The organism is Myceligenerans cantabricum (assembly GCF_054777735.1).
Genome location: NZ_BAAHAJ010000009.1, coordinates 1,095,410 through 1,119,712, shown reverse-complemented (window position 1 = coordinate 1,119,712; position 24,303 = coordinate 1,095,410). Strand labels below are relative to the sequence as shown.

Here is a 24,303-nt window from a genome sequence, read left to right as displayed (position 1 = left end):
ACGGCGCGACCAGATCACGATCATCGAGTCCGCTTCCAGGAGAGAGGGGGCCTGACATGTTGACCCAGGTTGCCGAAGGGGTGCACCTCCATCAGAGCGAGCTGCTCCGGAACAACGCCGTGGTCGTGCGGGGCTCGGCGGGCGTGCTGCTCGTCGACCCCGGGCTCACCGGTGCCGAGATGACCTGCCTCGCGAAGGATCTCGGCGAGCTGGGCCAGCCGGTGGTCGCCGGGTTCGCGACGCACCCCGACTGGGACCACGTGCTCTGGCATCCCGCGCTCGGCGGCGCGCCCCGCTTCGGGACGCCCCGCTGCGCGGAGCTCGTGTGCGAGCTGCGCGCGAGACCGGACTGGAGGGCCCGGGCCGCCCAGGGGCTGCCGGAGGAGATCGCCGACGACGTGCCCCTCGACCTGTTCGGCCTCCTCACCCCTCTGCCCGCCGGGGCGGCCGAGGTCCCGTGGGACGGCCCTCGGGTCCGGGTCATCGAGCACCCCGCCCACTCTCCGGGCCACGCGGCGCTGCTGGTCCAGGACCGCGGCGTGCTCATCGCGGGCGACATGCTCTCCGACGTCTTCGTCCCGATGCTCGACGACGTCGACAGCACCCGCGACCCGGTCGAGGAGTACCTCGCCGGGCTGCGGGTGCTCGAGGGCGTCGCGCCGGACGTCGACGTCGTCGTCCCGGGGCACGGGGCGGTGGGCGAGGGGGCGCAGGTGCGCGCACGGATCGACCAGGACCGCGCCTACCTGCACGCCCTGCGCGACGGACGCGCCCCCGACGATCCCCGCATCACCTCGGCCGAGCCCGGCTGGGAGTGGGTGGCCGACATCCACGCCGGCCAGGCCGCCGGCCTCGCGCGGAGACGTGAACGCGACAGAGACGTCACGTAGCGGCACGACGGGGGCGAGAGCCCTGCCGCACTCGCCCCTGGTGTGCGTCCGGGACCGGTTCCCACGCGAACCGTCCGGGATCGACGACCCGGCGACGCCGACCGCCGCGGACCGCGAAGCCACGCTCACGGCCAGGACACGGTTCCGAAGGCGCGACCCACGGCGCCCGCCCCGAGGCATGATGGCGGCATGAGTCGCCCGACCACGCCGAGCACCGCCTATCTCGACCACCTCGCCGACGAGACCTCCACACGCCGCGCGGCACTGGCCGGCACCACGCAGCCTGACGTTGTGCAGTCCGGCACCGCGCAGTCCGGCACCGCGCAGTCCGGAGCCGCGACCGACGCCACGCTTGACGCCGCGAGCGACCGCGGCGCCCCCTCCGCGCTGGTCACCGCGGCCGAACGGGCCGCCGACCGGCTGGAGCCCGACCTGGCCGAGATCGTGCGCCGCCTGCACGACGATCCCGAGCCCGCTTTCGAGGAGCACCGGAGTGCGGCGACCCTGGTCGAGATCCTCGCCCGGCACGGCGTGACGGCCGAGCTGGGGGCGTACGGCGTGCCGACAGCATTCCGGGCGGAGCTCTCGACGACACCGAGCGGCCGGGCCGAGCGCTCGACGGGCGACCCCGCCGGCGACGGAGCTGACCACGACGGACCGACGATCGCGATCTGCGCCGAGTACGACGCGCTGCCCGGCATCGGGCATGCCTGCGGGCACAATGTCATCGCCGCCTCGGGGGTCGGCGCGTTCCTCGCCCTGCGCGAGGCCCTGTCGTCCGCGCACACGTCGTCCGCGCTCACGGACGGCCGCCCGGCCGGCGGTGTGCCGAGCGGACGCGTCGTCCTGCTCGGCACTCCCGCCGAGGAGGGGCACTCGGGCAAGGAGGTGCTTGCCCGCAACGGTGCGCTGGAGGGGATCGACGCCGCGATCATGGTGCACCCGTACGGGCACGACGTCGCCGACCAGGTGTGGCTCGGCCGTCGTCTGCTCACCTGGACGTTCACCGGGCGTCCCGCGCACGCCTCCGCGCAGCCGTACATGGGGCGCAACGCGCTGGACGCCGCGAACCTCGCCTACCAGGGCATCGGCCTGCTGCGGCAGCAGCTCCCGCCGGTGGACCGCGTGCACGCGACGATCGCTGAGGGCGGCACCCGGCCGAGCATCGTCCCGGAGCGCGCCGTCATGCACCTGTACGCGCGGTCCAAGTACCCGGACACGCTGCGCGACCTGTCAGGACGCCTGGACGACATCGCGCGCGGCGCCGCCCTCATGACCGGTACCGACGTCGAGATCTCCTGGGACGACGGCGCCCACCCCAGCCTTCCAGTGCGCACCAACGACCACCTGACCGACCGCTGGGTCGCCGCCCAGCGCCGCCGCGGCCGCGACCCGCTGCCGGCCGGCGTGCTCTCGGAGACCCTGGCCGCGTCCACCGACTTCGGGAACTTCTCGTTCCGCGTCCCCGGGATCCATCCGCTGGTGCGGGTCTCGGCGCCGGACGTGGCGCTGCACACCGCCGAGTTCGCCGCGGCCGCCGCGACCCCGGCTGCCGTCTCCGCGGCGGTGGACGGAGCGGCGGGCCTCGCGGCCACGGCGCTGGACTACCTGTGCGACGCCGCGCTCCGGGCCGCCGTGCACGACGAGTTCGCTCGGCAGGGCGGCGCGATCGACGTCGAGCGGTACTTCGCCGCGGAGTCGTGAACCCTTGTCCCGGGTGGCGAAGACTGGGACCGCCTCTCGAACCTCACCGGACGGCCGGCGCTCTTCCCTCCGGTCCGGTCCCTCCGGTCCGGCAGTCCCGCGTGACGGCCGGATGCCCAGGTTAATCGTTAAACCGACTATCGCCCCGGATGGCTCGCCGCCATGATGTTAGCGCTCACACATCAGACTGCAGAGAACAAGGAGCGAAGGATGAAGAAGTCCATCGCAAGTCTTGCACTGGGGCTCGTCACGGCCCTGGTGCTGGCCGCGGCGCCGGGGGTGGCGCCCGAGGTCGCGCCGGCCGCTGCGGCGAGCAGCAACCTGCTCACGAACGGTGATCTGGAGAACGGCACGACCGGCTGGTCGGCCTTCGGTGCCGGGACGGCGACGTCCAGCACGAACCCCGTCCATGGGGGAGGGCGCTCCCTCTCGTACACCGGCCGCACGTCGTCGTGGAACGGCCCTGCCCAGAACGTGACCTCCGTGCTCACGAACAACGCCAGCCATACGGCGAGCGTCTGGGTGCGGTCGCAGAGCGGGAGCCCGACCGGCAAGGTCACTCTGAGCCTCACCGCCGGCGGTACGACGAACTACGTCACGCTGGCGCAGGGGGCGGTGAGCTCGTCCGGCTGGACGCAGCTGACCGGCACCACCGACGTGTCCTGGACCGGGACGCTGTCGTCCGCCACGTTCTACGTGGAGACGGCCGAGGGCACCGACAGCCTCTTCGTCGACGACGCCTCGCTGGTGAGCGAGTCGGCCGCGGCGTGCGACCTGCCGTCGAACTACAGCTGGACCTCGACCGACGCCCTGGCGACCCCCAAGTCGGGCTGGGCCTCGCTCAAGGACTTCACCACGGCTCCGTACAACGGCCAGCACCTCGTCTACGCGACGACCCACGACTACGGCTCGTCCTGGGGCTCCATGAACTTCAGCCTGTTCAGCAACTGGTCGGACATGGGTGGGGCCTCGCAGAACACCATGTCGTCCAGCACGGTGGCTCCGTCGCTCTTCTACTTCGCCCCGCGTGACATCTGGGTCCTCGCCTACCAGTGGGGTCCTTCCCCGTTCATGTACCGGACGTCGAACGACCCGACGAACCCGAACGGCTGGTCGTCCGCGAGCCCGCTGTTCACCGGGTCGATCTCCGACTCCAACACCGGACCGATCGACCAGGCCGTCATCGGCGACGGCAGCAACATGTACCTCTTCTTCGCCGGGGACAACGGGAGGATCTACCGGGCCAGCATGCCGATCGGGAACTTCCCGGGGAACTTCGGCAGCTCGTCGACCGTCGTCATGAGCGACAGCACGAACAACCTTTTCGAGGGCGTCCAGGTCTACAAGCTCCAGGGTCAGAACAAGTACCTGATGATCGTCGAGGCGATCGGCGCCAACGGACGGTACTTCCGCTCGTTCACGGCGAACAGCCTCAACGGTTCGTGGACGCCGCAGGCCGCGACGGAGAGCAACCCGTTCGCCGGCAGGGCCAACAGCGGAGCCACGTGGACCAACGACATCAGCCACGGCGAGCTCCTGCGCACCAGCGCCGACCAGACCATGACGATCGACCCCTGCAACCTGCAGCTGCTGTACCAGGGCCGCGACCCCAGCTCCGGCGGGGACTACGGCCTGCTCCCGTACCGGCCGGGTCTGCTCACGCTCCGGCGCTAGCGGAGATGTCCAGGGTTCCGGCCCGGTGACCGCGGCTCGGGCCCGGGTCGCCGGATGACGAAGGCCTCCGGCCGTGAGGTGAAGCTGTCGAGGAGATGCTTCACCACGCTGCCGGAGGCCTTCGTGCCGCACGCCGAGGCCATGCCGGCCCTGCGGCGCCGCAGCGAGTGCGTGCCCGGGGAGGGAGGACCGCAGCCGGGGGTGCTCCGGGGTGAACTGCCGGGTGAAACGGACCGGGGCCCATTGTGGCGCGGTTCTGCGCGTCCTAGGTTCGCGGCATGTCGACCCTGTTCGCGCTGTGGACCATCTCCTGGCGCTGGTGGCGGAACCTCCTGACGCCCTCGCACCGGCTCCTGCCGGACGCCCCGGCCCTCGACCGGCTCGCGAGGTTCCGCGGCTGGGGCGGCCTGGTGCTGCTCGCCCTGCCGTTCTTCGCGGGTGCGGAACGCCTCACCTCGGTCGGAGACGGCGCCCAGCGCCTCGACGCCTGGGCCCAGCAGCCGACGTTCGAGGCGCTGGGCGCCGGGGACTCGCTCCTGATCGTCGCCCTCACGGTGCCGCTCGCCTGGCTGGTCTCCGCGCTGCTGATCGCCGTCGCCCGGCCGGGGTACCGCTGGGCGCTGGTCCGCAGCCTGTGGGTGGTGCACCGGGCCATCGCCACGGTGCTCGTCGGCCTGGTGGCCGCCGCGGCCACGCCGTTCGTCATCTTCTGGGTGCTGCAGCGCGACTACCTCGACGGGGTCGACGGGGACGCCCTGTTCCTCGCCCAGCTCGGGACCGTCGCCCTGACGGTCGTCGCGCTGCTCGGCGGGGTGTGCGTGCTGGTCTGGTTCGTCGTCGCCCTCGTCTCCGGCCTGCCCGCGATCGTCCCCGAGTTCTACCGGTCGGTCGACGCGCACCCGACCATGCGGCCGCTCATGGCGATCGGCTACTTCACGATCGCGATCCTGCTCCAGGTGCCCGGCCTCCCGACCCCGGGCCTCGGCGGGCTGATCGTGGTGCACACGGCCGAGCCGGCGGCGCCCGAGCCGGCCCAGGACTGGGTCTGGTTCGCGGTGACCTTCGGTGCCGCCGTGCTCGGGCTCGGGCTGGCGGTCCTGGAGCTCCACCTCCTGCGGACCCGGCACGGCTTCGGGCTGCGGACGCCGGTGGACGCGGCCGTGGCGGGCGCCGACCTCACCGAGGTGGACGACCGCGTCGTGTGACGCCGCCGAGCACCGCCCGCTACGCACCGCCCGCAACGCACCGCCCGCCGAGCGCCGGGGCTCAGAGGCTGCGCGGGGAGGCGGTGACGGACCGGATCGACTCCTCCAGGATGTCCACGCCCGCGTGGAGATCGTCCTCGCTGATCGTCAGGGGAGGGGCGATCCGGAAGATCCCGCCCATCCCGGGGAGCTGGACGATGTTCATGTGCAGGCCCCGGTCGAGGCAGGCCGAGGTGACCGCCTTGCCGAGCTCGTCGGCAGGGGCCTTGCTCTTCTTGTCCCGCACGAGCTCGATGCCCTGCAGGAGGCCGCGGCCGCGCACGTCGCCCACGACCTCGGACTTGTCCCGCAGGGTCTGCAGGCGTTCGGTGAGCTGCCCGCCCAGCCGTGCGGCACGCTCGACCAGGCCGTCCCGCTGGATGACGTCGAGCACGGTCAGCGCGACCGACGCGGCCAGCGGGTCGGAGACGTGCGTGGTGTAGAAGAGGAAGTTCCGGTCGTGGCACACTTCCTCGATCTCGGCGCTCGTGACGACGGCGGCGACCGGCAGCCCGGCCCCGAGCGTCTTCGACAGGGTCAGGATGTCCGGGGCGACGCCGTCCCGCTCGAACGCGTACAGGGTCCCGGTGCGGCCCAGGCCGGTCTGCGCCTCGTCGAGGACGAGCAGCATGCCGCGCTCCTCGCACATCTCCTTGAGGCGCCGCAGGTATCCGGGCGGCAGGTCGATGATCCCTCCGGAGGACAGGATCGGCTCCACGAGGCAGGCGGCGAGGCTCCCGGCGGACTGCTGGTCGACGAGCGCGAAGCCGTACTCGAGCTCGGCCTCCCAGTCGTACGCCCCGTCCGGCGTCCGGAACGGCGATCGGTAGGCGTTCGGCGAGGGCAGGGCGAAGTTGCCCGGCGTCGGAGGGCCGTAGCCGTGGCGGCCGGCGGAGAAGGTCGCGGACGCCGACCCCTGGGTCATGCCGTGCCACGACCTGTCGAAAGAGACGATCTCGTAGCGGCCGGTGCGGAGCTTGGCCATCTTCAGCGCGGCCTCGTTCGCCTCGGCGCCGGTGGTGAGCAGGAGGGTCTTGCTCAGTGTGGCGGGCAGGGTCGACGCGAGCCGGTCCGCCAGCTCCAGCACGGGGGCGCTGAGCATGCCGCTGAAGAGATGGTCCAGCGACGCGACCGCGGAGGACACCGTCGAGACGATGTCCGGGTGCGCGTGGCCGAGGATGGAGCTCATCTGTCCCGACGTGAAGTCCAGGATCCGCCGGCCCTCGTGGTCGAACATGTACGCGCCCGCGGCGCGCTCGATCAGCCGCGGGGAGAAGCTCGGTCCGTAGCGGACCAGGAGCCGGTCGGCCTCGGCCAGGAAATTCGTGTCCATCGCAGTCCCTCTCTGTCGCCCTGCCGTGTCGCCCCTGCCACGCTGCCCCGCGTGCCGCCCCGCACAGTCTCCCCGACGTGCGGGCCACCACCGGCCTGCCGGCCGCCGCCGGTCACAGGCCTTCGGTCACAGGCCCTCCGCCGTGCGGGCCAGGACGCCGGCGAGCTCGGCGGGCCTCGTGAGCATCGGCCAGTGGCCGGAGTCGAGGTCGACGTAGTCGAGGTGCCGGGCCCTCGCGAGCTCGGGCATCTCGCCGGCCTCGAGCCACTTCTGGGCCTGGGCGGGCGTGAACTCGGGGCACACGAGCGTGACCGGGACACCGAACCGGCGCTCGTCGGTGAGGTGGACCACGCCGCGCGACACCCCCGCGGGGACAGGCACGGCCTTCGCCGTGAACGACTGCCGGGCCCGCTCGTCGAGGTCGGCGGAGTCCGGCCCCTCGAACGCGCTCCAGCCCGGGAAGGCCATGACACCGTCCTCGACCTCGAAGAAGTCCGCGTACGGCTCGCCGTCGTTCCCGGGCATGCCGCCGACGAGGGCGACGCCGGCGACGGCGTCGGGGCGTGCGTCCGCGGCGAGCCACGCCAGGGTGCAGGCCGCGGAATGGCCCACGACCAAGGGCTTGTCGGCGGCGGCCACGGCCGCCAGCACGGCGGCGACCTGGTCGTCGAGGGTGGCCGACACCGACCCGTCACCCTGCCCGGGCAGCGCGACCGGGACCCCGCGATGACCGAGCGCCTCCAGCTCCGGTACGACGTCGTCCCAGGCGGACGGGTCCAGCCAGAGCCCTCCGACGAGCAGCATGTCCATGATCGCGTCCCTGTCTCTCGCATGACCGGCCCGGCGCGGTGCCGGACGAGCCCACCGTACGAGGGGTCACTGACATCCTGCGCTCCCGCCGCCGCGCCCGGTCCCGGGCGGGACCGGGCGGGATTGAGCAATCGGTCCCGCGGTGCAACAGTGGCACGCAGGAGGCGATCACATGCCCGACTCGCTCGCCGTCGAGGCCCGCGGCCTCGTCAAGCACTTCACCACCCGGAAGTCCGTCACCAAGGCCGTCGACGGGATCGACCTCTCGATCGCCGAGGGCAGCGTCCTCGGCCTGCTCGGCCCCAACGGGGCCGGCAAGACCACGGTGGTCCGCATGCTCGCCACGCTGCTGCGCCCCGACGCCGGCACCGCCACCGTGCTCGGGCACGACGTCGTGCGCGACGCCGACGCGGTGCGCTCCGCCGTCGGGCTCACGGGCCAGTACGCGTCCGTGGACGAGGACCTGACCGGGACTGAGAACCTCGTCATGCTCGCCCGCCTGTACGGGTTCACGCCCGCCGCGGCCCGCCGTCGGACGCAGGGACTTCTGGAGGCGTTCGACCTGGCCGACGCCGGGGCCCGGCAGGTCAAGACCTACTCGGGCGGCATGCACCGGCGCATCGACCTCGCGGCGTCGCTCGTGCTCGCGCCGCGCGTGCTGTTCCTCGACGAGCCGACCACCGGCCTGGACCCGCGCAGCCGCAACCAGGTGTGGGACATCGTCCGCGTCCTCGTGGACGACGGCACCACCGTGCTGCTGACCACCCAGTACCTCGACGAGGCGGACCAGCTCGCGGACCGCATCGCCGTCGTCGACCACGGGCGCTCCATCGCCGAGGGCACCGCGAGCGAGCTCAAGCGGTCCGTGGGGGAGGGCGCGGTGCACCTGCGCGTCGCCGAGGTCTCCGACCGCGCCGAGGCCGCCGAGATCACCGAGCGGGTGCTCGGTACGGAGGTCTCCACCGGCTCCGACCCGCACGCGCTCTCGGCCCGCGTCCCCGACGACGGCTCCGACGCCGTGTCCCGCCTGCTCCCCGCCCTCGCCGCGGCCGGCATCGCCGTCCCCGAGCTCAGCCTGGGCCAGCCCAGCCTCGACGAGGTGTTCCTCGCCCTGACCGGCGAGCCGCTGCCCGACGACGGCGAGCCCGGCGCGGACGGGGATCCCGTGCGGCCAGGTGCGCGCGAGACGACGGAGAACGCCTGATGACCACCACCCTGCGCGACGCCGTCGCCCTCACCGAGCGCCCCGCCCGCCCCTCGCCCGTGTCGACCACGCTGACGTTCGGTCGGCGGGCGCTGCTGAAGATCAAGCACGTCCCCGAGCAGCTGTTCGACGTGCTGGCCTCGCCCATCATCTTCACGCTGATGTTCACGTACCTGTTCGGCGGCGCGCTCGCGGGCTCCACGCAGGCATACATCCAGTTCCTGCTGCCCGGGATCCTGGTGCAGACCATCCTGTTCGTGACCATCTACACCGGCTACACCCTCAACTCGGACATCTCCAAGGGGGTGTTCGACCGGTTCCGCTCGCTGCCGATCTGGCGCCCGTCGCCCGTGGTCGGCGCGCTGCTGGGCGACACCGTGCGCTACACGATCGCCTCGGTCATCACGATCACGCTGGGACTGATCCTCGGTTTCCGGCCCGACGGCGGCGTCGGTGGCGTGCTCGTCGGGGTGCTGCTCCTGCTGGTGTTCGCCTTCGCGCTGAGCTGGACCTTCATCATCCTGGGCCTGCTGGTGCGCTCGCCGAACGCCGTCATGGGCGTGTCGATGCTCGTGCTCATGCCCCTCACGTTCGCCTCGAACGTGTTCGTGGACCCGGCCACGATGCCCGCGGGCCTGCGCGCGTTCGTGGACGTCAACCCGGTCAGCCACCTCGTCACCGCGGTGCGCAGCGTCATGGCCGGCACCCCGGACACGACGGAGATCGTCTGGGTGCTGATCGCGTCGGTGGTCATGACGGCCGTCCTGGGCCCGCTCGCGATGCGGATCTACCGCAACAAGTCCTGACAGGCCGTCCCGCCGGGGCCGGCCCCCACCGCGTCGACCTGGACGATCACGGGCACGGCGTGGCGCTCCGGGGTGTCCACACGCTAGCGTCTGGACCCCGGGTACCCGTGCTGGCCGCGCGTCGCCGGACTGTCGTCCCATCCATCCCTTCCCCGAGGAGTCGGCATGCCGTCAGACGATGTGCAGCAGGAGTTCCAGATCGACGTGCCGGACGAGATGGAGACCGGGGTCCCCGCCGACTTCGCCTCCGTGTGGCACACGCCGACCTCGTTCGTGCTCGATTTCATCGCGGTGAAGCAGCCACCGAGCCCGTCGACCGACCCGGACACGGGGGAGGTCCGCAACGTGGTGGTGCCGGGGAAGGTCGCGTCGCGTGTGCGGATACCGCCGCAGCAGGTGTTCGAGCTGGCGAAAGCCCTGACCATGCAGCTGGACGCCTGGGAGAAGGAGACCTCCGGAACGAAGCGGCCGAGCGATCAATAGTTCGTTCGGATGGCGGCGGAATTCTTGTTGAAGTTCGGCTCAGGTAATGCCGGGTGAATGGCCCCAGAAAATTGTCTTCATCTGTTCCGTTCGCCATGCGTACGGCGTAGGATGCGGCGTATCGCCACGCCGAGGTGGTGGTATCCAGGGCCGGCCGGGGGGTCGGACGGTCCACGGGAAAGTCGGTGAGACTCCGGCGAGCGCGTGAACAGGGGCGATGTCAAGTGAACATTTCGAAGCAAGTTTCCGGACCAGGTTCCATCCTGGTCGAGGAAAAGACCGAGGCAACTCTCGTGAAGATGTCCGGCGAGATCGATATCTCGCTGCGGAGCCAGACCGGAGCAGCGTTGCAGCAGGTTCTCGATCGCTGCTGCCCGGTCGTCGTGGACACGTCCGGCGTGACGTTCATGGACTCGACAGGAGCCGCGTTCCTGGCGGAGCTGCGGATGTCCGGGTCTGCGGACGGTATCCGTGTCAGCCTCGCGGAGCCGTCGATGGTCGTACGGAACCTGCTCGAGATGCTCGGTGTCGACGTGATGTTCAGCGACGGGCCGGCCCGGCTGGCGGTCCCGACCGGCTGACGCGCGCGCAGCCCGACGGCCGCGCAGCCTGACGGGCGCCGGGTCGTGCGCGCTGAACCCGGCCCGGCACCCCTTCAGTCGTCCTGCCGCTGCTGGACGTCGGCCGCGAGCGCCGCCGCACCCACGATCCCGGCCGCGTTGCGCAGGTGTGCGGCGACGATCGGCGCCCGCAGGTGGAGCCGCGGCAGGAACTTGTCGTGCTTCTTGCTCACGCCGCCGCCGACCACGATCAGGTCGGGGGAGAACAGGTCCTCCACGACTCCGTAGTAGCGCTGGAGCCGTTCCGCCCACTCGTCCCAGGAGAGGTCGTGGCGCTCGCGGGCGGACTCGGCGGCGCGCTTCTCGGCGTCGTGCCCGTCGATCTCGAGGTGGCCGAGCTCGGTGTTGGGCAGGAGCGTGCCGTCGACGAAGAGGGCGGACCCGATGCCGGTGCCGAGGGTGCTGACGAGGACGACGCCCTCGGACTCGCGGGCGGCACCGTAGCGGACCTCGGCCACGCCGGCGGCGTCGGCGTCGTTCACGGCGATGGTGTGGCGTCCGGTGACGCGGTGCACGAGGGCGGGCACGTCGACGCCGGCCCAGGACTCGTCGAGGTTCGCGATGAACCGCACCACGCCGTGGTGGATCGGTGCCGGGAAGGCGACGCCGATGGGGGCGTCGTCGGGCAGGTCGTATCCGTCGACGAGCTCGTCGATCACCTCCGCGACCGCTTCCGGGGTGGAGGGGTCGGGGGTGGGGATCCGGGTGCGCTCCTCGGCGAACTCCCCGGCTGCCAGGTCGACGGGGGCGCCCTTGATGCCCGAGCCGCCGACGTCGATGCCGAACGCGATCTTCATGGTCATGCTTCCGGGATTCTCCGCTTCATCAGGGCGTCCTTCTGTCAGGATCGTCTCATGAGCGGCGACGAGCAGTACTGGTACAACACGAGGACGGGCAAGGTGGAGGCGGGGCACCGGTCGTCCTGGACGAGCCTGATGGGCCCGTACGCCACCCGCGAGGAGGCGGAGCGTGCCTTGCAGCGCGCGCAGTCCCGCAACGACTCGTGGGAGGACGACGACGCGCAGTGGCGCGGCAAGGAGTAGCGCCCCGGCCGGCCCTGGCTACTCCAGGAACGAGTGGGCGTCGTCCGGGTAGGTGCCCTGCCTGACGTCCTGGACGTAGGCCTCGGCCGCCTCCTGGAGGGCGCGGCCCAGCTCTGCGTAGCGCTTGGCGAACTTCGGCGTCCAGTCCGTCATCCCGGCCATGTCGGTCCAGACGAGCACCTGGCCGTCGCACCGTGCGCCGGCGCCGATGCCGATGGTGGGGATGCGCAGGATCTCGGTGATCCGGGCGGCGACGTCGACCGGGACCATCTCAAGGACGACGGCGATGGCGCCGGCCTCCTGGACGGCGAGGGCGTCGTCGGCGAGCACCTCGGCGGCCTCGTCGCCCCGGCCCTGCACGCGGTGCCCGCCGAGGGCGTTCTCGGACTGCGGGGTGAAGCCGAGGTGTGCCACGACGGGGATCCCGGCGTCGGTCAGCGCGCGGATCTGGTCGGCGCGCCTCGCGCCGCCCTCCAGCTTGACCGCGGTGACGCCGGTCTCCTTCATCATCCGTACGCCGGTCGCGAGCGCCTGCTCGGCGCCGGCCTCGTAGGACCCGAACGGCAGGTCCACGACCACCAGGGCCCGCCGCGCGGCGGACGCCACGGCGCGGGCGGGCGGGATCATGTCGTCCACCGTGACCGGGAGCGTGGTGGTGTGACCATGCATGACGTTGCCGATCGAGTCGCCCACGAGCAGCATGTCGACGCCTGATGCGTCCAGCAGAGTGGCGGTGACGGCGTCGTAGGCCGTCAGCATCGTGATCTTCTCGCCGCGCTCCTTCGCGGAGGCGAGGTGGTGCACGCGCACCTTCTTTACCGACGAGGGTGTCGGCTTGGTGTGGGCTGACATGGCATGACCGTACACGCACCAGTAACACGGATGAGGCAAGATGGCCCCCATGGACAGGCAGCAAGAGTTCGTGCTCCGCACGGTCGAGGAGCGTGACATCCGGTTCATCCGGCTCTGGTTCACGGACGTGCTCGGCGTGCTCAAGTCGGTGGCCGTGGCCCCAGCCGAGCTGGAGTCGGCGTTCGGCGAAGGTATCGGCTTCGACGGGTCGGCCATCGAGGGCCTCACGCGGGTCTACGAGGCCGACATGGTCGCGCGCCCCGATCCCACCACCTTCCAGGTGCTGCCGTGGCGAGGTGAGCGGCACGGCACCGGCAGGATGTTCTGCGACATCCTGACGCCCGACGGCGAGCCCTCGCTGGCGGACTCCCGTAACGTGCTCAAGCGCCAGCTCGCCCGGTCCGGTGAGGAGGGCTTCACCTTCTACACGCACCCCGAGGTGGAGTTCTACCTGTTCAACCAGCCGAAGTCGGCGGGCGACCCGCTCGTCCCCGTCGACGACGGCGGCTACTTCGACCACCTCGCCCGCGGTTCCACGCACGACTTCCGCCGCGCCGCGATCACCATGCTGGAGTCGATGGGGATCTCGGTCGAGTTCTCCCACCACGAGGCGGGCCCGGGGCAGAACGAGATCGACCTGCGCTACGCCGACGCGCTGACCACCGCGGACAACCTCATGACGTTCCGCACCGTGGTCAAGGAGGTCGCGCTGGAGCAGGGCGTGTACGCCTCCTTCATGCCCAAGCCGCTCGCGCAGCACCCCGGCAGCGGCATGCACACGCACATGTCCCTCTTCGAGGACGACCGCAACGCCTTCCACGAGCCCGGCGCGCAGTTCGAGCTGTCCAAGACCGCGCGCCAGTTCATCTCCGGCCTGATGGTGCACGCCGGCGAGATCACGGCCATCACCAACCAGCACGTGAACTCGTACAAGCGGCTGTGGGGCGGCCAGGAGGCGCCGTCGTACATCTCGTGGGGCCACAACAACCGGTCCGCGCTCGTGCGCGTGCCGATGTACAAGCCGGGCAAGGGCAACTCGTCGCGCGTGGAGTACCGTGCGCTCGACTCCGCCACGAACCCGTACCTCGCGTTCGCCGTCCTCCTCGCCGCCGGCATGAAGGGTATCGAGGAGGGCTACGACCTCATCGAGCACACCGAGGACTCCGTCTGGGACCTCACGTCCGCGGAGCGCCGCTCGCTGGGCATCAAGCCCCTGCCGCGCAACCTGTCCGAGGCGATCGAGGCGATGGAGCGGTCCGAGCTCGTCGCCGAGACCCTCGGCGAGCACGTCTTCCAGTACGTGCTGAGCAACAAGCGCCAGGAGTGGGAGGCGTACAGCGCGCAGGTGACGCCGTTCGAGCTCGAGCGGTTCCTCCAGGTGCTGTGAGGAAGATGACACTCACCCGCACGAGCCCTAGCCTCGGACTGTGCAGAGCCGCCGCCCCCAGACGCTGACCACCCACCTCATCAGGGCCGGCTTCGCCGATCTCTCCACGTCGGCGGCCCTGTGGGACGACCCAGACCTGGTCGCCGTCCGGGACGACCGGGCCGGCGGGCCAGGTCTCCCGTCCGGACCCGACGGCAGCACCCGGGCCGTGGTCCTGACCGACAACGGCAGCGCGCTCCTCACCCGCATCGGCGACACCGCCGACCCCGACCTCGCCCTCCTGCAGCTGACCAGGCTCGCGGCAGCGGCGCCCGGCCGCCTGCGCAAGATCCTGGCCGACGGCGGCGCGGGCGAGGTCGTCGAGACCGGCGCGCAGACCCCCGGCACCCCGGCGCGACGGCTGCTGCGGGTGCTCGGCGCGTCGTCGGCTCTCGGCGACGAGCTGGTGCGACGGCCCGACCTGCTGGACGTCGTCGCCGACCCGGCGCCGGGGACGCGGGTGTCACCGGCGACCGTCCGCGCCGAGCTGCTGCGCGCCGTGGACGCCGACCCGGACGCCGCGACACCCGTCGCCGGCACGACCGGCTCCGCCGCCCCGGACCAGCCGGAACCGGGACGCCCCGGGAGCCTGCCGCTGCCCGAGACCTTCGGTGCGGGGACGCCCGGGCCCGGCCACGCCGGCACGGGAGGCCACCCCGGACCGCCGTCGTACACCGACCTGCTGCGGCGCGCCTACCGGGCCCGGCTGCTGCGCATCGCCGCCACCGACGTCACCGCACCCCTCGCGACGGCCGCCATGCCCGCGGCCGCGGCGGCGCTCGCGGACCTGGCGGGCGCCGCGCTGGAGGCGGCGCTGGCCGTCGCGCGGGCCCGGACGCCGGGCCACGAGGCGGTGCGGCTCACCGTCATCGGGATGGGCAAGACGGGCGGACGGGAGCTCAACTACGTCTCGGACGTCGACGTGATCTACGTGGCCGAGCCTGCGGCGGGGCCGGACGGCGAGCTCGCCGAGGAGGCGGACGCCCTGCGGGTCGGGACCCGGCTCGCGACGGCGCTGGCGCGGGTGTGCGCGGGGACGTCGGACGAGCCGCGGCTCTGGGAGGTGGACGCGGCGCTGCGCCCCGAAGGCAAGCAGGGTCCGCTGGTACGCACGCTGGCCAGCCACGTCGCGTACTACGAGCGCTGGGCGGCGACCTGGGAGTTCCAGGCGTTGCTCAAGGCCCGGCCCGTGGCGGGGGACCGGGCGCTGGGTGACGCGTACGTGGCGGCGCTGTCGCCGATGGTGTGGCAGGCGGCGTCGCGGGAGAACTTCGTCGAGGACGCGCGCGCGATGCGCCGGCGCGTCGAGGACAACGTGCCGGCGGCGGAGGCGTCACGGCAGATCAAGCTCGGGCGCGGGGGCCTGCGCGACGTCGAGTTCACCGTGCAGCTGCTGCAGCTCGTGCACGGGCGCACCGACGAGTCGATCCGGTCCGCGACCACGCTGGACGCGCTCACCGCACTGACCGTCGGCGGGTACGTCGGGCGCGCGGAGGCCGGCCGGATGGCCGAGTGCTACGCGTTCCTGCGCTCCCTGGAGCACCGGGTCCAGCTGTTCCGGCTCCGCCGCACGCACCTCATGCCCGCCGACGACGCCGACCTGCGCCGCCTCGCACGCGGGCTCGGCATGCCCGGCGCCGAGGAGCTGACCAAGCGGTGGAAGGCGGTCCGCCGCGAGGTGCGCGACCTGCACGAGGTGCTGTTCTACCGGCCGCTGCTGCCTGCCGTGGCCGGGCTCAGCGAGGACGAGCTCTCGCTCGCTCCGGCGGCGGCGATGGAGCGGTTCGCGGCGATCGGCTACCGGGACCCGGCGGGCGCGATGCGGCACGTGGAGGCGCTGACCGAGGGGGTGTCGCGACGCGCGTCGATCCAGCGGCAGCTCCTGCCCGTGCTGCTGGGCTGGTTCGCCGACGGCGCCGACCCCGACGCGGGCCTGCTGGCGTTCCGGAAGGTGTCCGACAAGCTGGGATCCACGCACTGGTACCTGCGGCTGCTGCGGGACTCGGAGGTGGCGGCCGAGCGGCTGGCGCAGGTCCTGTCCAGCTCGACCTACCTGGCGGACGCGCTGGCCCGGTCGCCGGAGTCCGTGCGCTGGCTCGGCGAGACGAAGGCGCTCGAGCCGCTGGGCGCCAGACGGCTGGCCGCCGAGATGGACGCCGTGCTGGGGCGCGCCGAGGACCCCGCACCCGCCGCGCAGGCCCTGCGGGCGCTGCGCCGCCGCGAGCTCGCGCGGACCGGCGTGGCGGAGGTGCTGGGGGAGCTCGGGCCGGTGAACGCGGCGCGGGCGATCTCGGACGCGGCCGACGTCGTGCTCGGTGGCGCGCTGCGCGTGGCGCGGGCGTCCGCGCGGAAGGCGGCCGGGGTCTCGGCCGACGCGGAGCCGGCACTGATCGTGGTGGTCGCGATGGGACGGCTCGGCGGTCAGGAGGTGGGCTACGGGTCCGACGCCGACGTGATGTTCGTGCACGCTCCGGTCGCGGGCGCGGACGAGCGGGAGGCCGGCGAGTTCGCGCTGGCCGTGGCCCGCGAGCTGCGGCAGCTGCTGAGCGCCGTCGGGTCCGAACCGGCGCTGCCCGTGGACGCCGACCTGCGGCCGGAGGGGCGGAGCGGGCCGCTGGTGCGGTCGTTCGCGTCGTACCAGGAGTACTACGAGCGGTGGTCGTCGCCGTGGGAGGCGCAGGCGCTGCTGCGGGCGCGGCCCCTGGGGCGCTGGGCACCGAAGGGGTCCGCGATCGGGGCCGAGGCGTGGCTGGCGGACCGGTTCACGGGGCTGATCGACCCGCTGCGGTACCCGGCCGGAGGGCTGGCGGACGACGTCGTCCGCGAGGTGCGGCGCATCAAGGCCCGGGTGGAGGCCGAACGGCTGCCGCGGGGGGCCGACCCGGCGCGGCACCTCAAGCTCGGGCGCGGGGGAGTGTCCGACGTCGAGTGGACCGTCCAGCTCCTGCAGCTGCAGCACGCCCACGAGGTGCAGGGGCTGCGGACCACGGGGACCATCCCGGCGCTGTACGCGGCACGGGACGCCGGGCTGGTCTCGCAGCAGGACGCGGCGGAGCTGCGGGAGGCCTGGTTCCTGGCGTCACGGCTGCGGTCGGCGATCGTGCTGTGGTCCGGGCGGACCACGGGCGCGCAGGTCGACCGGCTGCCGCACGGCACCCGGGACCTGACCGGCGTGGCCGACCTGCTCGGCGACGTCGGGAACGGCCCGGAGCTGGAGGAGCTGTACCTCCGGACCGCGCGCCGAGCCCGGACGGTCATGGAGCGCTTGTTCTACGGCACGGACTGATGCCGGCCGGGGGGCGGGGGCCGGGCTCTGGGGGTTGGGGGCGGGCCCTGGGGGCTGGGGGCCGGGCCCCGAGGCTTGGGGCCCCGGGGCTTGGGGCCGGGATCCCGGCCACCGACCACGGGCCGCAGCCAGGGATTCCCGGCTCCTGATCGCTGGCTCCTGGCCCGCGGCCCCCGCTTGCTGGGCCCTGGACCACACCCAACCGGGCTCCCCGGTGTTGAGCGTGGTTCAGCAGGGAATCGAATCCATTTAAGTGGCTCTGAAAGGTCTGCGAGACCCTGATGAACGGCGATCCAACAGCTTCGGTGTGTTGGGGGACGGGGACCGGGGGCTGTGGAACGAGGAGTTGTCGACAGGTTGGTTCCTGGCGCCGGGTCGCCGCCGGCGTGAGGTGTTCTGATCGGTCGGTGCGACCGCCGCAGCCGATTCCCGCCGAGTGCCTCGAGGCCGCCCGCGCCCAGGAAGGGCTCGTCAGCTGGGCGCAGTGCCGGGCGGCCGGCCTGGACCAGAAGTGGGTCCGCAGGCTGGTGGTCCGGACCGCCTGGACGCGTGTGACCAGCGGTGTCTTCGACACGGATCCGACGCCCGTCGCGGCGCGGCGTCGGGTCGATCTCCACGACCATGTCCGACGGCGGGCCGCCTGGGTCGCGTTGCTCGCCTATCCGGACGCGATCGGCGTCGGGCAGACCGCCCTGATCATGCACGGCGTCCGGGGCCTGCCCCGGCAGATCGTCCCCGAGGTGTCCCTGAGGGGTTCGCGGCACACGTCGGGACGGGGCGGCGTCGTCGTCCGGCAGTACCGTGGCTACGCCACGTACCGCCTCGTCAAGGGAGGCGGACCAGGCTGTGTCGTCGCAGGCCCCACCGACGCGTTCGTGCAGGCGCTGCCCGGCCTGCCGCGGGAGAACGCCGTCGCGACACTCAGCGACGCGTTGCACGAGCGGCTGATCTCCGCGTGGGACGTCGACGCGATCCGCACCCGGCTGCGCCGCCGCCGGGGATCTGCCGCTGCGCTGCGAGCGGTCGGGCTCGCCAGCGCCCTGGACGAGTCGCCGGCCGAGAGCTTCGCCCGGGTGTCGTTCGTCGATCACGACGTCCCGCCGGACCGGGTCCAGGTCAGGTTTCGCAGAGGCGGGCGCGTGGTGGCCCGCTGCGACTTCGCCTGGATGCTGCCCGACGGGCGCTGGCTCGTCGTGGAGATCGACGGGCTGGCGCCGCACTCGTCGCCGAAGGCGCTGGTCAGAGATGCGCCCCGGCAGAACAGCCTGGTGGGGAGCGGAAACGTGGTGATGCTGAGGTTCCGGCCGTCCGACAACGACCGGGTCGGCGGGATCGGGAAGCCCGTGGCAGAGCAGCTGCGTGACCTCGGCTGGCGGCCCGGCGGCCAGGTCCCGGAGGGCGACGTCGACCTGTGATGGGTGTCCGGGTGTCCGGGTGTCCGCCGTCCGCCCCGCTCACCGTCCCGCCCCGGGCCGTCCCGCCGCCCAGTAGCCGCGCTCGCTCCGCCGCCCGCGCCTTGGCGCCCGCCGCGCCCCGGCCCAACCCGGTGCTGACTTTGGCTCAACAGGGTTCCGAATCCATTTAAGAAGGCTCCGTAAGGTCTGCGAGACCCTGATGAACGTCGTTCCAGCAACGGATGGCTGCCGTGTGGCGCCCAAGGACCGTCCGCTCAGGGGCTGAACGAAGCACCGGAGCGGAAGCGGGGGAGTGTTGTCGACTTCTCGCCGCCGGAAGGGGTCGTTGATCCACGCACCATCCCGCCCACCGTCATGACAGGTCACAGCGCTCCCGGCGTGCCGTTGCGTCCCGGCGAGGAGGTGCGTGGCGACCGGGGACCAGCCGTCGACGGGCAGGTGCCGCCTTCTGAAGGAGGGCTGGGGGCGTCACGGGCCGACGGGGTCGGGCAGGGGCTGTAACAAGTAGAATCAGATCCCATGGCCCGTTCCAAGTCCGGAGACGACGCGCGCGCAGGCGCGGGTGACTCCAAGAAGTCCAAGAAGCAGCGCTGGTACCACCAGGTGTGGGCCGTCTACAAGATGACTCACAAGCAGGATCCGTCGGTGACGTGGATCATGCTGGGCGTCTTCGTGGCGGTCGTCCTCGTGGCCGAGGTGATCGGTCTGCTCTGGGGTCATCCGATCTACATGCTGATCGTGGGCATCCCGTTCGGTGTGCTCGCCGCGATGTTCATCCTGTCGCGCAAGGCCGAGAAGGCCGCGTACACGCAGATCGAGGGGCAGCCGGGTGCTGCCCGTGCGGCGCTCGGGACGGTGCGCGGCGGCTGGGCGTTCGAGGACGAGCCCGTCGTCGTCGACCCCCGCAACCAGGACTTCGTGTTCCGCGGCGTCGGGCGCGCGGGCGTCGTCCTCGTGTCCGAGGGCCCGGCGCACCGCGTGAAGAAGATGCTCGACAAGGAGAGCAAGCGCACCGCCCGCGTCCTGCCGAACGTGCCCGTCACCACGCTGCAGTGCGGCGACGACGAGGGGCAGGTCCCGCTGACCAAGATCGCGCGCTCCGTGACCAAGCTGAAGAAGACGCTCACGAAGTCCGAGGTCACCGAGGTCGGCAAGCGCCTCAAGGCGCTGGGCGGCGCCAGGCTGCCGATCCCCAAGGGCGTCGACCCGACCCGCATGCGCCCCGACCGCAAGGCGATGCGCGGCCGCTGACGACGGGCTTCCGCCCAGCGGACAGTGCTGGGCGGGCGGTGCGAGTTCTGGCAGTGTGAGATCTGCTGACGATCGCCGTACCGACCCTTCTCCGGGTAGTTACACACCCGAGAGCCGAGCGTAACGCGGCGGCAACAATCAGTAACCAAAGAGAAACCGCGGAACCATAGGTTCGGGTGGATCCGTGCACGGTCATCCGGACGGTCAACCCCGAACGTCATCCAGCGAGCCAAGGAGCGCAGATGTTCAGCAACGCCGAGGAGGCAATTGCCTTCACCCGCAACGAGGGGGTGGAGTTCGTCGACGTCCGGTTCATCGACCTGCCGGGCGTGATGCAGCACTTCAACATCCCCGTCGAGCAGTTCGACGAGGACTCGTTCACCGAGGGCCTCATGTTCGACGGCTCGTCGATCCGCGGGTTCCAGGCGATCCATGAGTCCGACATGAAGCTCGTGCCGGACGTCTCGACGGCGTTCGTGGACCCGTTCCGCAAGGCCAAGACGCTGGTCATGAACTTCTCGATCGTGGACCCGTTCACGAACGAGGCGTACGCCCGCGACCCGCGCAACATCGCGGCCAAGGCCGAGGCGTACCTGCGCTCCACGGGCATCGCGGACACCGCGTTCTTCGCGCCGGAGGCTGAGTTCTACATCTTCGACGACGTGAAGTTCGGCACGTCGCAGTCCGAGAGCTTTTACTCGATCGACTCCGAAGAGGCCTGGTGGAACACCGGGCGCGAGGAGGAGGGCGGCAACCTCGGGTACAAGACCCGTTACAAGGGCGGCTACTTCCCCACCTCGCCGAGCGACCGTTTCGCGGACCTCCGTGACGACATGGTCAAGACCCTCGGCACGGTCGGTCTCTCCGTCGAGCGCGCGCACCACGAGGTGGGCACCGCCGGCCAGCAGGAGATCAACTACCGGTTCAACACCCTGCTGCACGCCGCCGACGACCTGATGAAGTTCAAGTACGTCATCAAGAACGTGGCGTTCGAGGCCGGCAAGTCGGCGACCTTCATGCCGAAGCCGATCTTCGGTGACAACGGTTCGGGCATGCACTCCCACCAGTCCCTGTGGCTGGGTGGCGAGCCGCTGTTCTACGACGAGAAGGGCTACGGCGGCCTGTCCGACACGGCCCGCTGGTACCTCGGCGGCATCCTGAAGCACGCCCCGAGCCTGCTCGCCTTCACGAACCCCTCGATGAACTCGTACCACCGCCTGGTGCCGGGCTTCGAGGCCCCCGTGAACCTGGTCTACTCGGCCCGGAACCGCTCCGCCTCGATCCGCATCCCGATCACGGGCTCCTCGCCCAAGGCGAAGCGCATCGAGTTCCGCGCGCCGGACCCGTCGTCGAACCCGTACCTCGCGTTCTCCGCGATGCTGCTCGCCGGTATCGACGGCATCAAGAACAAGATCGAGCCGCCGGCGCCGGTCGACAAGGACCTGTACGAGCTGCCCCCGGAGGAGCACGCGCTCATCCCGCAGGTCCCGACGTCGCTCCCCGAGGTGCTCGACGCCCTCGAGGCCGACCACGACTTCCTCCTCGCCGGTGACGTCTTCACCGAGGACCTCATCGCGACGTGGATCGACTACAAGCGCGAGAACGAGGTGGACCCGATCCGCCTGCGGCCGCACCCGCACGAGTTCGAGCTGTACTACGACATCTGACCGGCGGCCCGCTTAGGGCCTGGTCGGAACGCTGAAACGGCGGCTGACCTGCACGAACGCCTCGCGGCACTGTGCAGCGTCTGCCGCCGTTTCTCGTGCTGGGATGTCACGCCCGTGTCATCCCGCGGGCTGTCAACGCTGCACGGTGCCGCGGCCGTTTCTCGTGCTCCGACCTCGCGCCGGGGTCCTCCCGCAGGCCGGCCGCGCAGGTCTGCGACCTCGCCACGGTGTTCGACGCGAACGCCCGGGACGCCGCCCGCCGACCGGGCGCCCGCGCCACGGATCAGTCGCGGGCCGGTTCACCCTCCGCCGCCCGCCCGCGGGCGTGGCCCCGGACGAAGAGCAGCAGCACGATGCCGCCCACGATGAGCAGGACGGTGGCCGGCTGAACCAGCGACATGATGCCGGACGACTCGACGTTGAGCTCGTCCACGCCGCCGGAGGCCAGCAGCGTCGTGGGGTCGGTCAGGGCGTGCAGGACCATCGGCCAGACCAGGTGCCCGGTGACCCGCAGCACGAGATACATCAGCACGCCGAAGGAGAACGTGTAGACCAGCAGGACGCCCACGGTCTGGAGCGACTGGCCGCTGAGCAGGTTCCCGGCGTGGAGCAGCGCGAAGATCAGGGACGACAGGGCGGCGACCGCGAGCTCGCGGTACCCCGCTCGGCGCAGCAGCGTGACCGCGATGCCGCGGGTGAGCAGCTCTTCGGAGAACCCGACCAGAGCGCCGGCCAGGAACGTCGTGAGGATGACCGACGTGCTGTAGCTGCCGTAGTCGATCCCCGCCAGGCGCAGGCCGACGGGGATGAGGACGAGCACGGGTGCGATCCACATCCAGCCGCTGCCGCGCACGGGCTGGCGGGCGAAGAGGGGACTCGGCAGCCAGCGCACCGACGCGGCGAACACCAGCAGGACGATCGACCCGACCACGAGCGGGAGCGCGACCGCCACGAAGACGCTCGCCGCCGTGGCGAGCAGGTCGTCCTCGATGAAGTCCCCGAAGAACGGGCTGACCAGCGCGAACGGCAACGCCTGGTAGAGCGCCAGATAGACCACGGCGACGCCGAGCGTCTTCCACCAGCCCCCGCGGTCCCAGAATGCCTTCCATCCGGGCGTGCGGACGGATTGTTCCAGCCGGTCCATCGCATCCTCCCCGGATCCGAGTCAGCTCGTGACCTGGTCGACACGCTAGTACCGGAGGTGTCGCGCCGCGCGGCCACCTGCGGGTGAATCGGTCGTGGAACGGTGGCGTCGAGGTGCTCGCGCATCGCTGGCGGCGGGTGGTCCGCCTCAGTCGGTGACGACGGTGGCGCCCGCCTCGACGGCCAGGTCCGGGCCGAGAGCGACGGCGGGTGTGTACGTGCCCGGCGTGCCCTCGCCACGGGCGAGGCGTTCCGCGACCGTGGCGGCGACGCCTGCGGTGAGGTCCATCGCCTCACCGGCACGCGGCCAGCCTTCCCGCTCGGTGCCGTCAGGCCAGGTGACGATCGCGTGTCCCCACGTGTGCTCGCGCCGACGCTCGTCACGGGCCTCGCCGTCGGGCAGGGTGAGGCGGTACGCCTCGGCTCCGAGTCTGGTGCGCACGAGCCGGCCGCCGGGACAGCGGACCGCCTCCGCCCGGTGGCTCGCCAGGGCGGAGGCGGTCTCTCGTCGGTCGGAGCAGTCCTTCCGGTCCGGTTCGGCGGTGGACCGGACGTCAGGGCTGCTACGGCACGTGGATGTCGCTGACGGTGACGTGCACCGCCTCGACCTCCACATCGAGGTAGTTCTCGACGGCCTCGATCACGTCGGTCCGGATCTGCGTGGCCACCGCCTTGACCGGGCTCCCGTACGCGGCCACGATCGAGACCGAGATCGTCGCGACGTCGTCGACGATCTCGGCCGAGGGGGCGTCGTCGAGGTCGTGGACGCCTTCGGCGCTGAGGACGACCGAGCGGACGACCTTCGCGGCGAGACCGTCTCCGAGGGTGGTGCTGCCGCGGCTGCCGGGCTCCGGCCGGCCGCCGGCCGGGACGGCGTCGTGGGTGGGGGAGTCCTCGTCCGGCGTGGCGACGATGTCGTCCGTGGCCGCGGGCGGGCCGTCCGCGGCGATGATGTCGTCGGTGGCCGCGGGCTCGTCCTCCGTGGCGGGCGCGCTGTCGGTGGCCTCTCCGGTGGCCTCGGTGGGTGTGTCGGAGTCCTCTGCCTTCTCCTCCTCGGTGCCGACTGCGTCGGCGGCGGTGTCGTCCTCGGCCGCGGTGTCAGCGTCCCCTTCTGTGTCGCTGGTCTCGGTGTAGGTACCTTCGGCGTCGCTGCCTCCGGCCTCCGTGTCCTCGAGCCCTGCGTCCTCGGTGGTGAGGGGCTCGAGGGTGTCGTCGACGGCGTCGGTCTCGGTGGTAGACGTCTCGGACCCGGTGGTCGAGGTCGTCTCGGCGTCCGCCGTCGCGACCGCGTCAGGACTGTCGGCCCGGGCTTCGGCGAGGTCGTGGCCCTCAGGGGCGGACTCGCCCTCGGGCCGGTGGAAGATGCTGTTGATGAACTCAGTCATGTCGGCGCAATGCCCTTCGGTCTGGGGGATGCAGTCGGACCCGCGAACGAGTGCCTCTGCTGGGAAC

21 protein-coding genes are annotated in these 24,303 nt (G+C 71.8%); 14 read left to right on the top strand and 7 right to left on the bottom strand.

The features are described 5' to 3' along the window. Positions 1–56: 56 nt before the first annotated feature. The 4 genes from ACYU96_RS14090 to ACYU96_RS14075 all read left to right on the top strand — a co-directional run bounded on the left by ACYU96_RS14090 (position 57) and on the right by ACYU96_RS14075 (position 5,473). Complete coding sequence (locus tag ACYU96_RS14090; RefSeq protein ID WP_460754481.1) at positions 57–890, top strand: MBL fold metallo-hydrolase; 834 nt, start codon at positions 57–59, stop codon at positions 888–890. A 189-nt stretch (positions 891–1,079) separates the two neighbouring features. Continuing rightward, positions 1,080–2,594, top strand: coding sequence for an amidohydrolase (locus tag ACYU96_RS14085; RefSeq protein ID WP_460754478.1), 1,515 nt, complete (start codon positions 1,080–1,082; stop codon positions 2,592–2,594). 210 nt (positions 2,595–2,804) lie between these two features. Next, a complete protein-coding gene (locus ACYU96_RS14080; RefSeq protein WP_460754475.1) occupies positions 2,805–4,268 on the top strand; it encodes a non-reducing end alpha-L-arabinofuranosidase family hydrolase in 1,464 nt (487 codons plus the stop codon). A gap of 278 nt (positions 4,269–4,546) precedes the next feature. Then, positions 4,547–5,473, top strand: coding sequence for a hypothetical protein (locus tag ACYU96_RS14075; RefSeq protein ID WP_460754473.1), 927 nt, complete (start codon positions 4,547–4,549; stop codon positions 5,471–5,473). Positions 5,474–5,534: 61 nt separating this feature from the next. Here ACYU96_RS14075 and ACYU96_RS14070 read toward each other — a convergent pair whose 3' ends face one another. Both ACYU96_RS14070 and ACYU96_RS14065 read right to left on the bottom strand, forming a co-directional pair. Continuing rightward, positions 5,535–6,845 (bottom strand): aspartate aminotransferase family protein, encoded by a 1,311-nt coding sequence (locus tag ACYU96_RS14070; RefSeq protein ID WP_460754470.1) that lies wholly within the window; start codon positions 6,843–6,845, stop codon positions 5,535–5,537. Positions 6,846–6,971: 126 nt separating this feature from the next. Continuing rightward, positions 6,972–7,655, bottom strand: a complete 684-nt coding sequence (locus tag ACYU96_RS14065) for an alpha/beta fold hydrolase (protein WP_460754467.1) — start codon at positions 7,653–7,655, stop codon at positions 6,972–6,974. A 172-nt stretch (positions 7,656–7,827) separates the two neighbouring features. Here ACYU96_RS14065 and ACYU96_RS14060 point away from each other — a divergent pair, with 172 nt between their 5' ends. From ACYU96_RS14060 to ACYU96_RS14045, 4 genes are all read left to right on the top strand, one after another. Further along, entirely contained in the window at positions 7,828–8,859 is a 1,032-nt protein-coding gene (locus ACYU96_RS14060; RefSeq protein ID WP_460754464.1) for an ATP-binding cassette domain-containing protein, read from the top strand. After that, positions 8,859–9,665: an ABC transporter permease gene (locus tag ACYU96_RS14055; RefSeq protein ID WP_460754461.1), complete on the top strand. Its 807-nt coding sequence runs from the start codon at positions 8,859–8,861 to the stop codon at positions 9,663–9,665. Before ACYU96_RS14060 ends, ACYU96_RS14055 begins: the two co-directional genes overlap by 1 nt. A 165-nt stretch (positions 9,666–9,830) precedes the next feature. Next, positions 9,831–10,148, top strand: coding sequence for a DUF3467 domain-containing protein (locus ACYU96_RS14050; RefSeq protein ID WP_460754459.1), 318 nt, complete (start codon positions 9,831–9,833; stop codon positions 10,146–10,148). A 134-nt stretch (positions 10,149–10,282) separates the two neighbouring features. Then, positions 10,283–10,729, top strand: coding sequence for an STAS domain-containing protein (locus tag ACYU96_RS14045; RefSeq protein ID WP_460754456.1), 447 nt, complete (start codon positions 10,283–10,285; stop codon positions 10,727–10,729). 74 nt (positions 10,730–10,803) lie between these two features. On the opposite strand, the gene ppgK is transcribed toward ACYU96_RS14045, so the two are convergent. Next, the gene (ppgK, locus tag ACYU96_RS14040; protein WP_460754453.1) at positions 10,804–11,571 is read right to left on the bottom strand and encodes a polyphosphate--glucose phosphotransferase; all 768 of its coding nucleotides are present in this window, start codon (positions 11,569–11,571) and stop codon (positions 10,804–10,806) included. Between the two features lie 51 nt (positions 11,572–11,622). Here ppgK and ACYU96_RS14035 point away from each other — a divergent pair, with 51 nt between their 5' ends. After that, positions 11,623–11,811, top strand: a complete 189-nt coding sequence (locus tag ACYU96_RS14035) for an SPOR domain-containing protein (protein ID WP_460754450.1) — start codon at positions 11,623–11,625, stop codon at positions 11,809–11,811. An 18-nt stretch (positions 11,812–11,829) separates the two neighbouring features. Here the strand turns inward: ACYU96_RS14035 and panB are convergent, their stop codons facing one another. Further along, a complete protein-coding gene (panB, locus tag ACYU96_RS14030; RefSeq protein WP_460754447.1) occupies positions 11,830–12,663 on the bottom strand; it encodes a 3-methyl-2-oxobutanoate hydroxymethyltransferase in 834 nt (277 codons plus the stop codon). Between the two features lie 49 nt (positions 12,664–12,712). Here panB and glnA (ACYU96_RS14025) point away from each other — a divergent pair, with 49 nt between their 5' ends. From glnA (ACYU96_RS14025) to glnA (ACYU96_RS14005), 5 genes are all read left to right on the top strand, one after another. Continuing rightward, complete coding sequence (gene glnA, locus ACYU96_RS14025) at positions 12,713–14,050, top strand: type I glutamate--ammonia ligase (protein WP_460754444.1); 1,338 nt, start codon at positions 12,713–12,715, stop codon at positions 14,048–14,050. Positions 14,051–14,090: 40 nt separating this feature from the next. After that, positions 14,091–17,375 carry a bifunctional [glutamine synthetase] adenylyltransferase/[glutamine synthetase]-adenylyl-L-tyrosine phosphorylase gene (locus ACYU96_RS14020; RefSeq protein ID WP_460754441.1) on the top strand — a complete coding sequence of 1,095 codons (3,285 nt, stop codon included), beginning with the start codon at positions 14,091–14,093 and terminating at the stop codon, positions 17,373–17,375. 407 nt (positions 17,376–17,782) lie between these two features. Then, a complete protein-coding gene (locus tag ACYU96_RS14015; protein WP_460754438.1) occupies positions 17,783–18,790 on the top strand; it encodes a type IV toxin-antitoxin system AbiEi family antitoxin domain-containing protein in 1,008 nt (335 codons plus the stop codon). Between the two features lie 519 nt (positions 18,791–19,309). Further along, positions 19,310–20,041 (top strand): DUF4191 domain-containing protein, encoded by a 732-nt coding sequence (locus tag ACYU96_RS14010; RefSeq protein ID WP_460754435.1) that lies wholly within the window; start codon positions 19,310–19,312, stop codon positions 20,039–20,041. A gap of 242 nt (positions 20,042–20,283) precedes the next feature. Continuing rightward, on the top strand, positions 20,284–21,708 hold the full coding sequence (glnA, locus tag ACYU96_RS14005) for a type I glutamate--ammonia ligase (RefSeq protein ID WP_460754432.1): 1,425 nt from the start codon (positions 20,284–20,286) through the stop codon (positions 21,706–21,708). 283 nt (positions 21,709–21,991) lie between these two features. Here the strand turns inward: glnA (ACYU96_RS14005) and ACYU96_RS14000 are convergent, their stop codons facing one another. From ACYU96_RS14000 to ACYU96_RS13990, 3 genes are all read right to left on the bottom strand, one after another. Then, positions 21,992–22,852, bottom strand: a complete 861-nt coding sequence (locus ACYU96_RS14000) for a CPBP family intramembrane glutamic endopeptidase (RefSeq protein ID WP_460754430.1) — start codon at positions 22,850–22,852, stop codon at positions 21,992–21,994. Between the two features lie 147 nt (positions 22,853–22,999). Continuing rightward, entirely contained in the window at positions 23,000–23,293 is a 294-nt protein-coding gene (locus tag ACYU96_RS13995) for a hypothetical protein (RefSeq protein ID WP_460754428.1), read from the bottom strand. Positions 23,294–23,414: 121 nt separating this feature from the next. After that, on the bottom strand, positions 23,415–24,236 hold the full coding sequence (locus ACYU96_RS13990; protein ID WP_460754425.1) for an Asp23/Gls24 family envelope stress response protein: 822 nt from the start codon (positions 24,234–24,236) through the stop codon (positions 23,415–23,417). Positions 24,237–24,303: the final 67 nt, after the last annotated feature.

Coding starts and splice junctions, on each gene's coding strand:
- ACYU96_RS14090 (WP_460754481.1), top strand. CDS start 57: ATGTTGACCCAGGTTGCCGAAGGGGTGCACCTCCATCAGAGCGAGCTG.
- ACYU96_RS14085 (WP_460754478.1), top strand. CDS start 1,080: ATGAGTCGCCCGACCACGCCGAGCACCGCCTATCTCGACCACCTCGCC.
- ACYU96_RS14080 (WP_460754475.1), top strand. CDS start 2,805: ATGAAGAAGTCCATCGCAAGTCTTGCACTGGGGCTCGTCACGGCCCTG.
- ACYU96_RS14075 (WP_460754473.1), top strand. CDS start 4,547: ATGTCGACCCTGTTCGCGCTGTGGACCATCTCCTGGCGCTGGTGGCGG.
- ACYU96_RS14070 (WP_460754470.1), bottom strand. CDS start 6,845: ATGGACACGAATTTCCTGGCCGAGGCCGACCGGCTCCTGGTCCGCTAC.
- ACYU96_RS14065 (WP_460754467.1), bottom strand. CDS start 7,655: ATGGACATGCTGCTCGTCGGAGGGCTCTGGCTGGACCCGTCCGCCTGG.
- ACYU96_RS14060 (WP_460754464.1), top strand. CDS start 7,828: ATGCCCGACTCGCTCGCCGTCGAGGCCCGCGGCCTCGTCAAGCACTTC.
- ACYU96_RS14055 (WP_460754461.1), top strand. CDS start 8,859: ATGACCACCACCCTGCGCGACGCCGTCGCCCTCACCGAGCGCCCCGCC.
- ACYU96_RS14050 (WP_460754459.1), top strand. CDS start 9,831: ATGCCGTCAGACGATGTGCAGCAGGAGTTCCAGATCGACGTGCCGGAC.
- ppgK (WP_460754453.1), bottom strand. CDS start 11,571: ATGACCATGAAGATCGCGTTCGGCATCGACGTCGGCGGCTCGGGCATC.
- ACYU96_RS14035 (WP_460754450.1), top strand. CDS start 11,623: ATGAGCGGCGACGAGCAGTACTGGTACAACACGAGGACGGGCAAGGTG.
- panB (WP_460754447.1), bottom strand. CDS start 12,663: ATGTCAGCCCACACCAAGCCGACACCCTCGTCGGTAAAGAAGGTGCGC.
- glnA (WP_460754444.1), top strand. CDS start 12,713: ATGGACAGGCAGCAAGAGTTCGTGCTCCGCACGGTCGAGGAGCGTGAC.
- ACYU96_RS14010 (WP_460754435.1), top strand. CDS start 19,310: ATGGCCCGTTCCAAGTCCGGAGACGACGCGCGCGCAGGCGCGGGTGAC.
- glnA (WP_460754432.1), top strand. CDS start 20,284: ATGTTCAGCAACGCCGAGGAGGCAATTGCCTTCACCCGCAACGAGGGG.
- ACYU96_RS14000 (WP_460754430.1), bottom strand. CDS start 22,852: ATGGACCGGCTGGAACAATCCGTCCGCACGCCCGGATGGAAGGCATTC.
- ACYU96_RS13990 (WP_460754425.1), bottom strand. CDS start 24,236: ATGACTGAGTTCATCAACAGCATCTTCCACCGGCCCGAGGGCGAGTCC.